This is a genomic window from Pseudoalteromonas sp. AOP31-A2-14, from assembly GCF_052378035.1.
Lineage (GTDB): Bacteria > Pseudomonadota > Gammaproteobacteria > Enterobacterales > Alteromonadaceae > Pseudoalteromonas.
This window is the reverse complement of sequence record NZ_JBQSXI010000001.1, coordinates 1,821,510-1,838,322: the sequence shown is the minus strand read 5'-3', so window position 1 is coordinate 1,838,322 and position 16,813 is coordinate 1,821,510. Positions and strand designations below refer to the sequence as shown.

Genomic DNA, 16,813 nt, shown 5'->3' with positions numbered 1-16,813 from the left:
AATTTGTGACCAGTTATAGCTATTAAATCCGGCAAAAAGATCATGTTTTAATAAAGTTGGCATTGCACCCGTCACCAAATTAACGAGCGCCATAATGACTATTATAAATAACACCGAATATCGGAAACCCTTACCAAATAGCAATCTTGATTATTTTGATACCCAAGCTGCCGTAGATGCAATTAAACCAGGCGCTTATGCCACATTACCTTATACCTCACGTGTACTTGCTGAAAACTTAGTGCGTCGATGCGATCCTGCAATGCTCACTGATTCACTACAGCAGCTTATTGAGCGGAAGAGAGATTTAGATTTTCCATGGTTTCCAGCTCGTGTTGTGTGCCATGATATTTTGGGCCAAACCGCACTTGTGGATTTAGCTGGGCTACGTGATGCTATTGCAGAAAAAGGTGGAGACCCTGCAAAAGTAAATCCTGTTGTACCAACGCAGTTAATTGTTGACCACTCATTAGCGGTAGAGCACGCAGGGTTTGATCCTGATGCATTTGAGAAAAATCGCGCTATTGAAGATAGACGTAACGACGACCGCTTTCACTTTATAAACTGGACTAAAACGGCATTTAAAAATATTGATGTGATCCCACCAGGAAATGGCATTATGCATCAAATTAACCTTGAAAAAATGTCGCCAGTTATCCAAAGCCGTGATGGTATTGCTTTTCCAGATACATTAGTTGGTACCGACAGTCATACACCAATGGTTGATGCGCTTGGTGTAATTGCCCTGGGTGTAGGTGGTCTTGAGGCCGAAAGTGTTATGCTTGGGCGCGCTTCTTATTTACGTCTACCGGATATTATCGGGGTTGAACTTACGGGCAAACCGCAACCAGGTATTACTGCCACCGATATTGTATTAGCGATTACTGAATTTTTACGTAATCAAAAAGTGGTCTCAAGTTACCTTGAATTTTATGGTGAAGGCGCTGATGCGCTTACGTTAGGTGATAGAGCAACCATTTCCAATATGACGCCAGAGTTTGGTGCTTCTGCAGCAATGTTTTATATTGATGACAACACTCTCGATTATCTGCGCTTAACAGGGCGTGATGATGAGCAGGTCTCATTAGTTGAAAATTACGCTAAAACCACTGGACTTTGGAGTAGCAACTTAAAAACTGCAGAGTATGAGCGTGAACTAACGTTTGATTTATCAAGTGTAGGCCGAAATATTGCCGGACCTTCGAACCCACATCGTCGTGTAGCAACCAAAGATTTAGCGGTAACAGGTATATCAGGCAAAGTTGAAAATGAAGAAGGCTTAATGCCTGACGGCGCTTGTATTATTGCTGCAATCACGAGCTGTACCAATACCAGTAACCCACGGAATGTAATTGCTGCAGGACTTGTTGCACGTAACGCTAATGCCAAAGGTTTAAGCCGCAAACCCTGGGTAAAGACATCATTAGCGCCGGGCTCTAAAGCAGTGCAATCGTATCTTGAAGAAGCCAACTTATTACCTGAACTTGAAAAGCTCGGGTTTGGTATTGTTGGTTTTGCTTGTACCACTTGTAACGGCATGAGCGGTGCGCTTGACCCTATTATTCAAAAGGAAGTGGTTGATCGTGACTTATATGCCACAGCGGTACTTTCGGGAAATCGTAACTTTGATGGGCGTATTCACCCTTATGCTAAGCAGGCGTTTTTAGCCTCGCCACCCTTAGTTGTTGCGTATGCGATTGCGGGTACTATTCGCTTTGATATCGAAAAAGACGTATTAGGTACAGATTGTGATGGCAATGAAATTCGCTTAATGGATTTATGGCCATCAGATGAAGAAATAGACGCAGTTATTAAGCAAAGTGTAAAACCAGATCACTTCAAAAAAGTGTACGAACCGATGTTTGACCTAACAGTTGACTATGGTGAAGACAACGACCCGCTATACGATTGGCGTCCAGAAAGTACCTATATTCGTCGTCCTCCTTATTGGGAAGGTGCGTTGGCCAGTGAGCGTTCCATGACAGGAATGCGTGCATTAGCAGTACTTGGCGACAATATCACAACAGATCACTTATCGCCTTCAAACGCGATTATGCCAAGCAGTGCAGCCGGTGAGTACTTAACTAAAATGAATGTGCCTGAAGAAGACTTTAACTCGTATGCAACGCATCGCGGCGATCACCTAACCGCGCAGCGCGCCACGTTTGCTAACCCAAAGTTACTAAACGAAATGGTTATTGAAAACGGTGAGATTAAACAAGGTTCTTATGCACGTATTGAGCCTGAAGGCACCGTGACTCGTATGTGGGAAGCAATTGAAACCTATATGCAGCGCAAACAGTCATTGATTATTGTTGCTGGCGCTGATTATGGGCAAGGCTCATCACGAGACTGGGCGGCTAAAGGCGTACGTTTAGCCGGTGTTGAAGTGATTGCAGCTGAAGGATTTGAGCGTATTCATCGTACTAACTTGATTGGCATGGGCGTACTACCGCTTGAGTTTAAAGAAGGCACAACGCGTCAAACGTTAAAAATTGACGGCAGCGAAAGCTTTGATGTAAAAGGCGATCCAACACCAGGTGCAACACTTAACCTAATAATTATTCGTAACAATGGTGAAGTAGTTGAAGTACCAATGACGTGCCGTATTGACACCGAAGAAGAGCTTTCAGTGTATGTTGCTGGTGGTGTATTACAACGTTTTGCACAAGACTTTTTAGAGTCTGAGGAAGCTTAATAATGAAATCTGAAACGCCATTATTTATGCCTCAACTAAAAATTCCTGCCACATACATGCGCGGCGGTACAAGTAAGGGGGTATTTTTTAAATTAACTGATTTACCTGAGGCTGCCCAAGTGGCAGGAACTGTACGTGATGATTTATTATTGCGGGTTATTGGTAGCCCAGACCCTTACGGCAAACAAACCGATGGTATGGGCGGGGCAACATCAAGTACGAGTAAAACGGTTATAATATCAAAAAGCACTCAAGCAGATCACGACGTTGATTACTTATTTGGTCAAGTCTCTATCGATAAGCCCTTTATTGATTGGAGCGGAAACTGCGGTAACTTAACCTCAGCAGTCGGTGCATTCGCTATTAATAACGGGTTGGTTGATAAAAACCGCTTACCTGAAAACGGCATAGCGATTGTTCGTGTATGGCAAGCTAATATTAAAAAAAGCATTTTAGTGCATGTACCGGTAACTGACGGCCAAGTACAAGAAACAGGCGACTTTGAGCTTGACGGTGTGACATTTCCAGCCTCGGAGGTAAAGCTTGAATTTATAAACCCTGGTGATGACAATGGCGCATTATTTCCAACGGGTAATGTGGTTGATGAGTTAGATGTGCCAGGTGTTGGCACATTAAAAGCGACGATGATAAATGCTGGTATTGCAACCATTTTTGTTAATGCGGATGCAATTGGCTACACCGGCACGGAGTTACAAGATGCAATTAATAGTGATGTAACGGCACTTGAACGCCTAGAGCTAATTCGTGCCCATGGTGCACTTAAAATGGGCTTGATCAGCCACATTGATGAAGCACAAAAACGCCAGCACACACCCAAGCTTGCTTTTGTTGCTGCGCCTAAAACTTATTTAGCATCAAGTGGTAAAGATATTCAGGCAACTGAAATTGATTTATTGGTTCGTGCTATGTCGATGGGTAAATTACATCATGCCATGATGGGCACCGCCGCTGTTGCAATAGGCACTGCTGCAGCAATTAACGGCACACTTGTAAATATAGCTGCTGGTGGCGGTAACCTTACAGAAATCAACTTTGGTCACCCATCAGGCACCTTAAAAGTCGGCGCACAAGCACAGAAAATTGACGGCAACTGGCAAGTAACTAAAGCAAGTATGAGTCGCAGTGCGCGTATTTTAATGGAAGGTTTTGTTAGAGTTAGAGTGCAGCAATAATTGAGTACTAACACTTCTAAGTACTAGTATCTAAAGTTGGAAGGTTGTCAGCGACTAAAAACATAAAAGTTTGGTCGCCGATAATCTTTTAAAACATTTCAATTTCTACTTGGCTTCCTTCTGGTACAGGGCCTGAATCTGCACTAAGGACGATAAAACAGTTTGCTTTACTCATCGATGTTAATATACCTGAGCCTTGATATGGTAGGGCACTTACTGTGTAATGACCTTCGCTGTTAATACTTGCAATGGCTCTTTGAAAGTCGGTACGACCTGGGCGCTTTTTGATGGCTGTGGTTGTCACAGCTGTAAGCTTATTAGCTTTTTCAGAATTTAACTCCCCAAGACTTGATTTGCCAGACAAGCTTTCAAGAGCAGGGCTTACCAGCTTCATAAAGGTAACAATTGCTGATACAGGATTTCCTGGCAAACCAAAAAAATAGCTGTTTGCAAGTTTACCAAAGGCAAAGGGTTTACCGGGTTTCATCGCGATTTTCCAAAATCCAATATCGCCAATTTCACTCAACACATCTTTGGTATAATCAGCATCACCAACAGATACGCCACCTGAGCTTATCACTACATCTGCTTTTGCATCAGCCGTTAAAAAAGCGTCTTTTATGGCAGTAGGGGTATCATTTATTATTCCTAAATCAATCACCTCGAACGCACATTTTTGAAGCAATGAAATAAGCACAGGGCGATTGCTTTCGTAAATTGCGCCTGTTTTTAAAGGTTCACCTGGAAGCGTTAACTCATCACCGGTTGAAAATACAGCTACTTTAACGCGCTTATAAACTGAGACCTCATTAATACCAAGGGAGGCAAGTAAACCTAAGTCAACGGGTGTTAATTTATGACCTGCGGTCAACACCGTGTCACCTTTTGCTATGTCTTCACCGGCAGAGCGAATATTATCGCCTACTTGAATTTTTTGGTTTATTGTAACTTTATCATCCATTTTAGTGGTATTTTCTTGCATAATCACCACGTCGCAACCTCTAGGGATAGGCGCGCCTGTCATGATCCTAACGCATTCACCAGGATTCAATTGCGGTTCAAAATACTCACCAGCAAGCACGGTTCCTATTTGTTGATAAGTATCACATGATTGTTTATAACAAATTGCATAACCGTCCATTGCTGAATTATCATGGATAGGCACATTTATGTTCGAGATAAGTGCTTTGGATAATATTCTATCTGCAGATTCATAAAGTTTGATCTGTTCATGTTGATTTATAGGTTTTAAAGTCGATAAAATATTCTCAATGGCAAGTTCAACCGACAATAAACCGGATGCATTAAAGCAGTCATTCATATATATTAATTCTTAACATTCTTTATATAATTAAAACAATACTTACAATGTCAATGCTTTACAATAGAGTCAGTTACTATTTTTGTTTGTTACTATTACTTAATATAAATAGTGTGGTGGCGAAAGAGAGTGTTCATATTGCGGTTGCTAGTAATTTTAAGGCGCCATTAGAGCAGTTGCTTAAACAGGCCCCATTTTATAATAATATTGATATAAAAATATCAGCAGGTGCAAGTGGTGTGCTGTATTCGCAAATTATTCACGGTGCGCCGTTTGATATTTTTCTGTCTGCTGATGCCAAAAGGCCAGAGCAACTAAGTGAACAAGGTTTAATTGTTAACGGTAGTTTGAAAACTTATGCGACAGGAAAGCTCGCTCTTTGGCAGCCAGAGACACATTCAGATAATCCTTATATTGCGATTGCCAATCCACGCTTATCTCCTTATGGAGAGGCCGCAGAATATTACAATAATCACTATTTAAAAACTGGTTTGACGTTTGTTTTAGCAAACAATATTACTCAGGCATTCCAATTTGTAGATAGTGCCAACGCAAGGCTGGGGATAGTTGCCTTAGCTACATTAAAAGCGGCTAATCAGTTACAGCCTAACAACAAATATGAAGCTTATACGCTAATTCCTGAGACCCAATACCCAGCAATTATCCAGCAAGCAGTAATTTTAAAGTCAACTGATAACCTTGCCTTAAGTAATAAAATAATGAATTATCTACTTTCAATAAAGGTGCAAACACAGATTGCTGAATTTGGTTACAAAAAGGATTAATAGTGCATGCTAGAGACTGATTTAACCGCATTATTACTCACCATAAAACTGGCTGTCATTACTTCATTATTACTATTGTTTATTTGCTTTCCAATTGCGTGGTTGTTATCAAACTATCAGGGGCGTTTTAAAGCTTATTTTGAAGCCATCATTGCTTTGCCGTTAGTATTACCACCGACTTTATTGGGGTTTTATTTATTGGTCGCATTTTCACCAAAAAGTATGTTCGGACAGCTTTGGCAAAGTGTAACGGGCCAGCAATTGGCTTTTAGTTTTTCGGGGATTGTTTTAGGTTCACTCATTTACTCATTACCTTTTGTTATGCAGCCTTTATTGATTGGCTTTAAACAAATAAATGCTCATTATAATCAGGCGGCTATTGCGCTTGGTTTTAGTGCGAAAAAGCGGTTTTTCTTTTTATTAATACCGCTTCTAAAAAGTACTATTTTAAGTGCTTTTGCACTTGGTTTTGCCCATACATTAGGAGAGTTTGGCTTGGTATTAATGATAGGGGGTAATATACCTGGAGAAACACAAGTTGTTTCTATTGCTTTGTATGATCATGTTGAGTCTTTAAATTACCAAGCAGCCCATGAATTATCTTTAATTTTGTTAGGTATTTCGTTCGCTTGCTTAATATTACTTTTTAAATTTAATAAAAATGGCCTGGGTTTTAGGGGGAAGAATGCTTGAAGCTAGCATAGATTACCCACTTAAAAATTTTACGCTTAATGCCGATCTTTCTATAGCACAAGGAACTATTGTGGGGGTGTTTGGGCCCTCAGGTGCCGGTAAATCAACCTTATTAGCATGTATAGCTGGCTTGATTAAAGGGCAATCGGTTAGCAATCATCAACAAAGTTTAAGTAACCTAACTCCTGATAAGCGAGGTATCAGCTTACAGCTACAGTCGTGTCCGTTGTTTCCGCACCTTAATGTGCAAATGAACTTAGCATTTTCGTGTAAGCATAGGGCTGTTAATAATAATCAGTTGGAATTAAAGCAAATTATTTCTTTATTAGGGATTGAGGATTTGCTCGACCGCGAAGTCGCTACGTTGTCAGGGGGTGAACGGCAACGTATTATTTTTGCCAGAACGTTATTGTTAGGACAAAATATCGTTTTACTCGATGAACCATTTTCAGCCCTCGATTGGCATAAAAAACAGCGTTTATTATCAGCGATAAAGCTACTCGCTAAGCAAAAAAACATTACCTTTATAATTGTTAGTCATTCATTAAAAGAGCTTAGTTATTGCGCTGATAAGCTATTACAATTAGAAGCAGGCCATATAAAAAGGTATGCCGATACCGCACAGATTAGTCAAACGATTAATAATGAACAACATACGCCGCAATTCAGTTTTATTACTTTTGAGGTGGTTAAGCACCTACCTGAATATAACTTAACGAAAGTACAGTTAACGAACAGTTTGCAAACGCTTTATATTACAAACTTTGATGATAAAAACAGCTGCAAAATTTGTATTAATGCCAGTGATGTTATTATCCACCACGAGCTAAATAGCCAAAGTAGTGATTTAAACATACTCACGGGTACGCTTATAAGCTACGAAATACACCAATATGAGGTGTTACTGTGCCTTAACATAGACGCGCAAACTTTACTGTGTAGTATGTCACTACTCGCATGGGAGCAATTAGGGCTAAATATTGGCCAAACTCTGCATGCACAGCTTCATTCCATTTAATTTATAGCAATTGCTTTTGCATTACCCTACTTTTTGTACTCATACCGCGATATATAAATGATTTTTAATCCAGTTAGTGAATTATTTAACTGACTAGGATGATCATTGTTTTTAATAAAGTTGGCATTTCGCATTATGCACCGATACTGCACATTCTAACTCCCCTAATAGTGCAAAGCGATATTTTTTCATAACTTTAAATGGTTAATGCTATGAAAATATTAAATATAATTTTGTGGCTTATAATTTGCTCACTCTCACATGCTTATAGCTTACTTAGTACTAAATAAAAGTATTTTAAGAATTTATTCTAATAAAAATAGCATCAGGAGAGTGGCGCATGCAGCAAAGTACAGGGTTCAATTTGTTATCATTTAATGGAAAAATGAAAGTTCTTCATTTGAGTTGGATGGTTTTTTTTGTATCATTTTTTGTCTGGTTTAATCATGCGCCGATGTTAGGTGCGATTGCAGCATCACTTGATATTAGTATGTCAGAAGTAAAAACTTTACTGATATTAAATGTGGCACTAACCATTCCAGCACGCGTCGTGATTGGTATGCTCACTGATAAATATGGCCCGCGTATTGTTTATGCCGCACTACTTATCACCTGTAGTATTCCTTGTTTTATGTTTGCCGCAGCGACCACCTTTGAACAAGCTGCTATTGCGCGTTTTGCGCTAGGCTTTATTGGCGCAGGTTTCGTGGTGGGTATTCGTATGGTTAGTGAATGGTTTCCTGCTAATGAACTGGGTATTGCAGAAGGTATTTACGGCGGCTGGGGTAATTTTGGCTCAGCTGCTGCGGCGATGTCGCTACCTGTTATTGCTGTTTTATTTGGTGGTGAAGATGGTTGGCGCTATGCGATTGCTGTAACAGGGGTGATAAGCATTTTATTTGGCATTATCTGGTTTTTTAATGTTAGGGATACACCCAAAGGATCAACCTATTTTAAACCTAAAAAAGTAGGCGCAATGGAAGTGACCAGCAAAGGAGACTTTGTTTTATTATTGGTCATGAAAATACCGATGTATGCAGCGCTTGCTTTACTTAGTTGGAAGTTATCTGATAGTGACGCAAACCTTATTTCGTCAAACTTTGTGCTGGGCGTGTATGGGGTGCTTATTTTACTTTATTTGTATGAAGTGTATAAAACTTGAATTCAAGTATTAAGTGCAATCATTATGCAGCCACCAGAACTTCTGATTGCCCCGTAAATAATTCATGAGGGGTTTTATACCCTCTTGTTTTTCTTGGCCGATGGTTGAGCTTATCAACTGCCGCCTGTATCTCTGCTTCACTTAGCGCCATAAAGTCAGTTCCCTTGGGGAAGAAGCGTCTAAGTAAGCCGTTGGTATTCTCATTTATGCCCCGCTCCCATGATGAATAGGGATGAGCGAAATACACATCAGCTTCTAATTTTTGTGCAACATGCTCATGGTGAGCAAACTCTTTTCCATTATCTAACGTCACGGTAATAACCTTACCTTTATATGGTGTCATACACGTGATCAGCGCATCGGCTGTTATTTTCGCATGCTTGCTTTCAATTCTGTGAACGACTGTATATAACGTTTTACGTTCAACCATTGTGACAAGCGCATTTTTACGCCCTTTACCTATCACTGTATCGCCCTCCCAATCACCAATCCTAGACTTTGAATCCACAATACTTGGGCGTTCATCAATGCTGACTCGATTAACTATCTGTCCACGTTTATCATAGCTTCCATAGCGTTTTTTATACTTTTTACATGCACGAGTGAGTGTCTTATGTAGCTTGCCACCACGAGCCTTGTCTCTGTAAATATATTGATAAATTGTTTCATGATGTAAAACGACCTGTTTCTCTAAAGCTAAGCGGCCTGCCACTTGCTCAGGGGAAAGTCCGTCATGCAACAATTTATTAATCCAGTGAGTGACGTCCTCTGTTAACTTACTTGCTTTGAAAGATGACTTACGTCTTTGTTCAGCAAAGTTATTGGCTTGGTTAGGCCGATAGCCTTTAAGTCCTTTATTGCGTTTTAGCTCTCTAGAAATAGATGACGGTGAACGAGTTAGTTCTTCAGCTATCTGCTTTTGGTTATTTCCTGCTTTTATTAACGCGTAAATCTGGTATCTTTCTTCTTGTGTCAGCTGTTTATATTTCATTAAAGCAATTTCCTTTGGCGAGAAAATGGCCGAATTATAACAGCTGGCCATCTAATCTGAGAAATTGCACTTATTATCCGAATTTAGGAAACGTTTGATATCAATAAAGCTATTTTTAAACAGCCAGTACCAGAGTCTGAACGGTATGAGTTTAAACAAGTGGCAGTGTTGAATATTTTATACTTTACCACTTTTGGCTCAGAGCTTGCCGTTATCTCTATGCTGCCGTTATTTTTTAGTGACGTATTTGGCCTTGATATGGTTTATGCCGGTTTACTAGCCTCTGCTTATGCGTTTATGAACTTAGTATCGCGTCCCGGCGGCGGCTGGATCTCTGATAAGCTCGGACGCAGAATCACTTTAATTGTACTAACAATGGGCCTAGCTGTTGGCTATTTTGTTATGGGGGTAGTTGATGCAAGTTGGCCGCTGTGGTTAGCTGTTGTGGCGGCAATGGCGTGTTCGTTCTTTGTGCAGGCAGGCGAAGGGGCTGTTTTTGCTGCTGTGCCGTTAATTAAGCGTCGTTTAACAGGGCAAATAGCGGGTATGACTGGCGCTTATGGCAATGTAGGGGCCGTAGTATATTTAACGGTTTTATCAATTGTTGATTATCAAACCTTCTTTTTTGTGATTGCCGGTAGTGCTTTGGTTGGGCTTCTTGCCTTGATGTTCATGCAAGAACCTAAAGGGCATATCACTGAAGTAAACGAAGACGGTTCAGTTGAATTAATTTCAGTCAGCTAAGGATACACAATGCGAGATGAAGCTGCCAAAACGGGGACTGAGCGGTTAACTGATGAGCTATCAACTAGAAAGACATCAGTTAATGAGCTAAAGGTATGCTTTGGTGGTTATTCATCTGCAGGCATTAAAGCGGTTAATCAAGACGCCTTTGCGGCCTTAAATACTAAAGGTATCGAACGTGGTTACAAAGGGGTTATAGCCTGTTTAGCTGATGGCTGCTCAAGTGCCAAATTTGCTAAAGAAGCTGCGCATTTATCGGTTAGTCATTTTATAAATGAATACCTAGCAACCGAGCTAAGTTGGTCGGTTAATAAATCAGTTTCAAAAGTCCTCGCGAGCTTAAATTTATGGCTTTACTCGCAAACACCGAATAATAATTTGCAAATGCATCGCCAGGCTCACTGGATGACGACGTTTAGTTCCTTGATATTAAAATCATCCAGTGGGTTTATATTTCATTTAGGTGATACTCGTATAAGCCAATTACGTGATAGTCAATTGACTCAATTAACCCGTGATCACAAAGTTAATCAGCATTTAACCAAGGCACTAGGCGCTGAGCTTCATCAAGAAGTGGATGTATATCAATTTGATATTAAAAAAGATGATATTTACTTATTAACCAGCGATGGTGTGCATGATTATATTAACCAAGCACAAATTATAGCTTGCCTGAATCAATATACTGATTTAGAGCTGGCAGCAAAGGCGCTTACGCAACTAGCTATTGCTAAGGGCAGTGATGACAATGTCAGCTGTTTATTAGTTAAAGTGCAAAGTGTTCCTACTAAATGCGTTGATGAACTATACCGGGACTTAACCAAACGTAAAATTCCTATGGTGCTGCGGGTAGGCCAGAAGATTGATGAATATAAGGTATTTAGGCAAATACACGCCAGCACTCGTTCGCATATTTATTTAGTACAAAGCAGTGAGTACTCAGCCCCCGTGGTTTTAAAAACGCCTTCAATAAACTTTGCAGACGACCTGCATTATTTGCAAGGGTTTGTGCGCGAAGGATGGGTGGGGCAACGAATTACTCACCCCAACGTAATGAAAGTGTTGAGTACGGCTGATGATAGTCCGTTTTTATACCATATTTGTGAATATATGGATGGCCAAACACTTAGCCAATGGCAAGCTGATACGCCCGTTCCGCAAATAAACCAAGTGCGCAATATCGCCTTACAAATAGTGCAGGCTCTGCGTGCTTTTCAGCGCCTTGATATGGTTCATCGAGATTTAAAGCCAGACAATGTTATGATTGATTCACACGGCAAAGTTACATTAATAGATTATGGCACTGTAAAAATAGCGGCTATGCAGGGAGACGTTAAACAAATAATTGATGACTGCCCTCAAGGAACGTTAAATTACACCGCACCAGAAACGCAGTTGTCACTTAAGGCCGACTTTAAAAGTGACTTGTTCTCACTTGGTGTTATTATGTATGAATTGTTAGCTGCAAAATTACCTTATAAATCAATTTCATCAAGTCAGTTCACCCCTAAAAGTTATGCTTTTTGGCATTATCGCAGTATTCGAGATTATCGCAGTGATATCCCTTTTTGGTTTGATCAAGCGTTGATGAAAGCCACCGCAGCAAAGCCAGAACATCGCTATAGTTCATTTTCAGAGTTTATAACCGATCTTAAAAAGCCTAATTCACAACTGACTATGTCGGTTATAGATAAGCCCTCTCTTTATCAACGTAACCCGGTGATGGTTTGGCAAGTAATCGCTATTTGCTTATTCCTTTGCTTACTTACTGTGATAATTATTAAATAAACGGTTACTTTAAACTGTGTATCACTATGGTGCATGCGGTGAACTGTAGTGGTGCCGAGCCTGCCTTTTCATATTAAAAATAAGTCTAAATATATGAATATTAACATTTTAAATGTTTGGTATGTCCTTTGCTTTAAATGTTAATAATAAATAGTCATTGTAAGCAAGGTGAACTGATGAACCGCAAACAACGAATAGTTGTCGTCGGTAATGGAATGGTTGGGCATCATTTCGTAGAGCAAATTACCTCCCACATAGAACCTGACTCAGACATTGAAGTGACCGTACTCAGTGGTGAAGAACGTTTAGCCTACGATAGAGTTCACTTATCAGAGTTTTTCTCTGGCAAAACGGCTAGCGATTTAGCGTTAACTTGCGAGCAAATTTATACTGATTGGCAAGTACGTTTTTATACTAATGCTAAAGTGACTAATATTAACCGTGCTAAACAGCAAGTGACGACTAGCGAAGACATGACTTTCGATTACGACAAGCTCGTGTTGTCGACCGGTTCATTTCCTTTTGTACCGCCAATTCCGGGTAAAGATCGAGAGCATTGTTTGGTATATCGCACTATTCGTGATTTAGAGGCAATTAAACATTCTGCAAGTACTAGTAAAGTCGGTGTGGTTATTGGCGGTGGTTTATTAGGGTTAGAAGCCGCAAATGCACTCAAGCAACTTGGCCTTGAAACTCATGTTATTGAATTTGCACCGCAGTTAATGGGGGTACAAGTCGATGGCGGTGGCGGGCGAGTACTTAAAGAAAAAATTACCGCTCTGGGCGTACAAGTTCATACCTCAATGGCAACCGAGCAAATTGTTGATGGCGACAACTACCGTTATAAAATGTGCTTTAAAGACGGAGAAAATATTGAAACTGACCTGATTTTATTTTCAGCAGGAATACGTCCTTACGATAATTTAGCGCGTGAATTTGATTTAAATATTGGCGAACGCGGTGGAATTGTTATTAATAACCACTGCCAAACGTCAGATAAAAACATTTATGCTATTGGTGAGTGCGCACTTTGGAGCAATTTCATATTTGGCTTAGTCGCTCCGGGTTACGCTATGGCCAAAGTTGCGGCTAAACATATTCTTTTTAATAACAGTGATGATGCGTTTAATGGCGCTGATATGAGCACAAAATTAAAGCTGATGGGTGTTGAAGTCGGCTCAATTGGTGATGCCCATGGACGTGCCGAAGGGGCGCGTAGTTATGTTTTTGATGATCAACAGGCTGGTATATATAAAAAAATAGTTACCAACAAAACCGGTACTCGTTTAATTGGCGCAGTACTGGTTGGCGATACCAGCGATTATGACAACTTATTGCAGTATCACTTGAACGACTTAGCCCTTAATGTTGCTCCTGAATCAATTATTTTACCGCTTGCACCAACGCCTGATTCTGTATCAATTACAGACTTACCTGCAGATGCACTTATATGCTCTTGTCATGCAGTTACCAAGCAGACGATTGAACAGGCCATATTGGCGGGAGCTAATGATTTAACCTCAGTACAAACAATAACTAAGGCCTGTACAGGGTGTGGTAGTTGTGAAAGTCGTGTTAACTGTATTATCGAAAATACTTTAGCTAATGCCAGTGAAGCTAATCCCCTAGTGCTTAGCGATAACGCATTAATACCCATTACTGAACTTGCATAAAGAGATCGCTATGACCACTTCAAAAGAGAGCTTAATTCAAACAACGTGTGCTTACTGTGGTGTTGGCTGTGGTGTCGACGTTGGTTTAAGCGACAATCAACCTACACAACTTGAAGGCATGCCAGAGCATCCTGCAAACTATGGTCGTTTGTGCGTTAAAGGTACCCATTTATTAGATACGCTGGCAAATGAAAATCGCTTAACTACACCAATGATTAATAATAAAGCAGTTGCTTGGCCTGTTGCAAGTAATTATGTGGCGAATAAATTTAGTAAAATAATTGCTGAGCATGGCCCTGATGCTGTGGCTTTTTATGTGTCGGGTCAGTTATTAACTGAAGATTATTACATTGCTAATAAACTGATGAAAGGCTATATCGGCTCTGCCAATATTGATACCAACTCGCGTTTATGTATGTCTTCTGCTGTGGCGGGTTACAAACGGGCTTTTGGTGAAGATATTGTGCCCTGTGATTATGAAGACTTAGAACACACCGAACTACTTATTTTAATAGGCTCCAACGCGGCTTGGACGCACCCGGTATTATATCAACGCATAGCGCGAGCAAAGCGTATGAATCCTAAAATGAAAGTAGTGGTTGTCGATCCCAGGCGCACCGACAGCGCCGAGCTGGCAGATGCATTTTTACAAATTAAACCCGGTACCGACGCGGCACTATATAATGGTTTATTGCACTATTTAGCAGATAACCAACTACTTGATAACGAGTTTATTGATAAACACACTGATGGCTTTGCCGCGGCTTTAGCATCCGCTAATAATTGGACAATAACTGAAGTTGCCCGCTTTTGTGAATTAAATATCGATGAACTTCACCAATTTTATAGCTGGTTTGCTAATAGCGCCTCAGCAATTAGTTTTTATTCAATGGGTATTAATCAATCATCATCTGGGGTCGATAAATGCAATGCGATAATTAATGCGCATTTAGCCTCAGGGAAGTTATTAAAAAAAGGCTCTGGGCCATTTTCGATTACTGGCCAACCCAATGCTATGGGCGGGCGTGAAGTCGGCGGACTTGCCAATCAACTTGCAGCACACTTGGATATAGATAACGTTCAGCATCAGTCATTATTAAAACGTTTTTGGCAATCACCTGCAATGGCCACAAGTGAAGGCGCTAAAGCACTTGATATGTTTGAGGCCATAAGCGCAGGTAAAATCAAAGCTGTATGGATCATGGCAACCAATCCGATGGTTAGCTTACCTAACACTGATGTTATTGCAAAAGCGCTGAAAGCCTGCGACCTGGTAGTTGTATCAGATTGTGTTCAGAGTAATGACACTCTTGATTTTGCGCATGTAAAACTACCTAGTACTGGGTGGGGTGAAAAAGAAGGCACGGTAACTAATTCAGAGCGTAGAATATCTCGCCAGCGGGCAATAACAGCGCCGTTCACTGGAGCCAAAAATGATTGGCAAATACTGTGCGAGGTAGCAAAAGACATGGGCTTTGATGGCTTTGATTTTAGCAATCCCAGCGAAATTTTTGATGAATGGGCTCGCTTAACTAGTTATGAAAATAATGGCGAACGCCAGCTTAACTTATCGGCTTTAGCAGGTATGACTGCAAGGCAGTACAATGCATTAAGGCCCACCCAATGGCCTTGTAAAAAAGGTGTGGAGCATAAAAATGGGCAGGTATTTTACAAAAACCAATTTAGTACCGCCAATAATAAAGCTCGCTTTATTGCTATAACGCCACAACTACCAAAGCAAACGACCTCAAGTGAGTATCCGCTGGTGATGAATTCTGGCCGTATTCGCGACCAATGGCACACGATGACGCGTACAGGTAAGTCAGCATCACTTTCGTCGCATATTACTCGTCCTTATATTGAGGTGCATCCAAAGGATGCCAATCAGCTAGGCATTAATAATAATGATTTAGTTATCGCCGAGGCAAAAACAGGCAAAGTGATAGCGAACGCCAAAATTACCGACTCATTAAGAGTGGGTGAATGCTTTATGCCTATACATTGGAATCGGCAATTCGCTTCATCGGCGAATATAGGCAAATTATACTCCTCCATTGTTGATCCCTTGTCAGGTCAGCCAGAAACTAAATTTACTGCCATAAAACTGATACCAGCTACGTTTGGTCAATATATGGACGTGTTCGTTAAGAATGACATAAAAGATGAAGTAGGCTCTTTTGGTATAATAAGCGCAGAAAGCGATTATTGGCTTAAGCTAAGCGCTAGCGATTGCACCCAATATCAACTCGCTTTTAAAGAGGCCTTGTCGGATGCGCTTTTGTGGTGCCAACGAATTAGTGGCATAAAAGGTCAATGGTCCGGTTTTTATGAAGGCGATACGCAGCGTATTCAATGTATTGGAAATGGTCGTTTAGTGTTTGTTGCTATGGTTTCAAATGTGCAGCCAAGCACTTCTATAGAATGGATAAATCACTTATTTTGCCAACCTGCACTTAGCTTTGTAGAATTGCAGTCATTATTAACGGCTACACCTGATGAAGAGTTTAGCCAAGGTCGACAAATTTGTAGCTGCTTTAAAGTTAGAGAAAAACCGATTATAGATGCAATTAAGTCAGGAATTCATCGGGTTGATGAGCTAGGCCAGCAATTAAAATGCGGTACCAATTGTGGTTCATGTAAAACCGAGTTGAGTCAGCTTATTAAACACTATACAGTGACTGATAAAACTCAGCTAATTGATGTGCGGACTACGGTGTAGTTTTATGCTCAGCACTGCGATACACAAA

At 40.6% G+C, this 16,813-nt stretch carries 10 protein-coding genes and 2 pseudogenes; 10 read left to right on the top strand and 2 right to left on the bottom strand.

Features of this window, described 5'->3' with window-relative positions:
• Window positions 1–94: 94 nt before the first annotated feature.
• Together acnD and prpF are read left to right on the top strand one after the other, a co-directional pair.
• Complete coding sequence (gene acnD, locus ACT3S9_RS08470; protein ID WP_441834121.1) at window positions 95–2,698, top strand: Fe/S-dependent 2-methylisocitrate dehydratase AcnD; 2,604 nt, start codon at window positions 95–97, stop codon at window positions 2,696–2,698.
• A 2-nt stretch (window positions 2,699–2,700) separates the two neighbouring features.
• Window positions 2,701–3,891, top strand: a complete 1,191-nt coding sequence (prpF, locus tag ACT3S9_RS08465) for a 2-methylaconitate cis-trans isomerase PrpF (protein ID WP_441834120.1) — start codon at window positions 2,701–2,703, stop codon at window positions 3,889–3,891.
• Between the two features lie 88 nt (window positions 3,892–3,979).
• Here the strand turns inward: prpF and moeA are convergent, their stop codons facing one another.
• Window positions 3,980–5,212 (bottom strand): molybdopterin molybdotransferase MoeA, encoded by a 1,233-nt coding sequence (moeA, locus tag ACT3S9_RS08460; protein ID WP_441834119.1) that lies wholly within the window; start codon window positions 5,210–5,212, stop codon window positions 3,980–3,982.
• A gap of 86 nt (window positions 5,213–5,298) precedes the next feature.
• Between moeA and modA the strand changes: the two genes are divergently transcribed.
• From modA to ACT3S9_RS08440, 4 genes and pseudogenes are all read left to right on the top strand, one after another.
• Window positions 5,299–5,997 carry a molybdate ABC transporter substrate-binding protein gene (gene modA, locus ACT3S9_RS08455; protein WP_444750887.1) on the top strand — a complete coding sequence of 233 codons (699 nt, stop codon included), beginning with the start codon at window positions 5,299–5,301 and terminating at the stop codon, window positions 5,995–5,997.
• Between the two features lie 6 nt (window positions 5,998–6,003).
• Window positions 6,004–6,690: a molybdate ABC transporter permease subunit gene (gene modB, locus ACT3S9_RS08450; protein ID WP_441834117.1), complete on the top strand. Its 687-nt coding sequence runs from the start codon at window positions 6,004–6,006 to the stop codon at window positions 6,688–6,690.
• Window positions 6,683–7,708 carry an ATP-binding cassette domain-containing protein gene (locus tag ACT3S9_RS08445; RefSeq protein WP_441834116.1) on the top strand — a complete coding sequence of 342 codons (1,026 nt, stop codon included), beginning with the start codon at window positions 6,683–6,685 and terminating at the stop codon, window positions 7,706–7,708. Before modB ends, ACT3S9_RS08445 begins: the two co-directional genes overlap by 8 nt.
• Window positions 7,709–8,048: 340 nt before the next feature.
• Window positions 8,049–8,867, top strand: a pseudogene (locus ACT3S9_RS08440) (MFS transporter); the annotation flags it as partial.
• Window positions 8,868–8,892: 25 nt separating this feature from the next.
• Here the strand turns inward: ACT3S9_RS08440 and ACT3S9_RS08435 are convergent.
• Complete coding sequence (locus tag ACT3S9_RS08435) at window positions 8,893–9,861, bottom strand: IS30 family transposase (protein WP_086959932.1); 969 nt, start codon at window positions 9,859–9,861, stop codon at window positions 8,893–8,895.
• 87 nt (window positions 9,862–9,948) lie between these two features.
• Between ACT3S9_RS08435 and ACT3S9_RS08430 the strand changes: the two are divergent.
• From ACT3S9_RS08430 to ACT3S9_RS08415, 4 genes and pseudogenes are all read left to right on the top strand, one after another.
• Window positions 9,949–10,605: pseudogene (locus ACT3S9_RS08430) on the top strand (MFS transporter); the annotation flags it as partial.
• 9 nt (window positions 10,606–10,614) lie between these two features.
• Window positions 10,615–12,393 carry a protein kinase domain-containing protein gene (locus tag ACT3S9_RS08425; protein WP_441834114.1) on the top strand — a complete coding sequence of 593 codons (1,779 nt, stop codon included), beginning with the start codon at window positions 10,615–10,617 and terminating at the stop codon, window positions 12,391–12,393.
• A gap of 176 nt (window positions 12,394–12,569) precedes the next feature.
• On the top strand, window positions 12,570–14,066 hold the full coding sequence (locus tag ACT3S9_RS08420) for an FAD-dependent oxidoreductase (RefSeq protein ID WP_441834113.1): 1,497 nt from the start codon (window positions 12,570–12,572) through the stop codon (window positions 14,064–14,066).
• A 10-nt stretch (window positions 14,067–14,076) separates the two neighbouring features.
• The gene (locus tag ACT3S9_RS08415) at window positions 14,077–16,785 is read left to right on the top strand and encodes a nitrate reductase (RefSeq protein ID WP_441834112.1); all 2,709 of its coding nucleotides are present in this window, start codon (window positions 14,077–14,079) and stop codon (window positions 16,783–16,785) included.
• The last annotated feature ends 28 nt before the right edge of the window (window positions 16,786–16,813 follow it).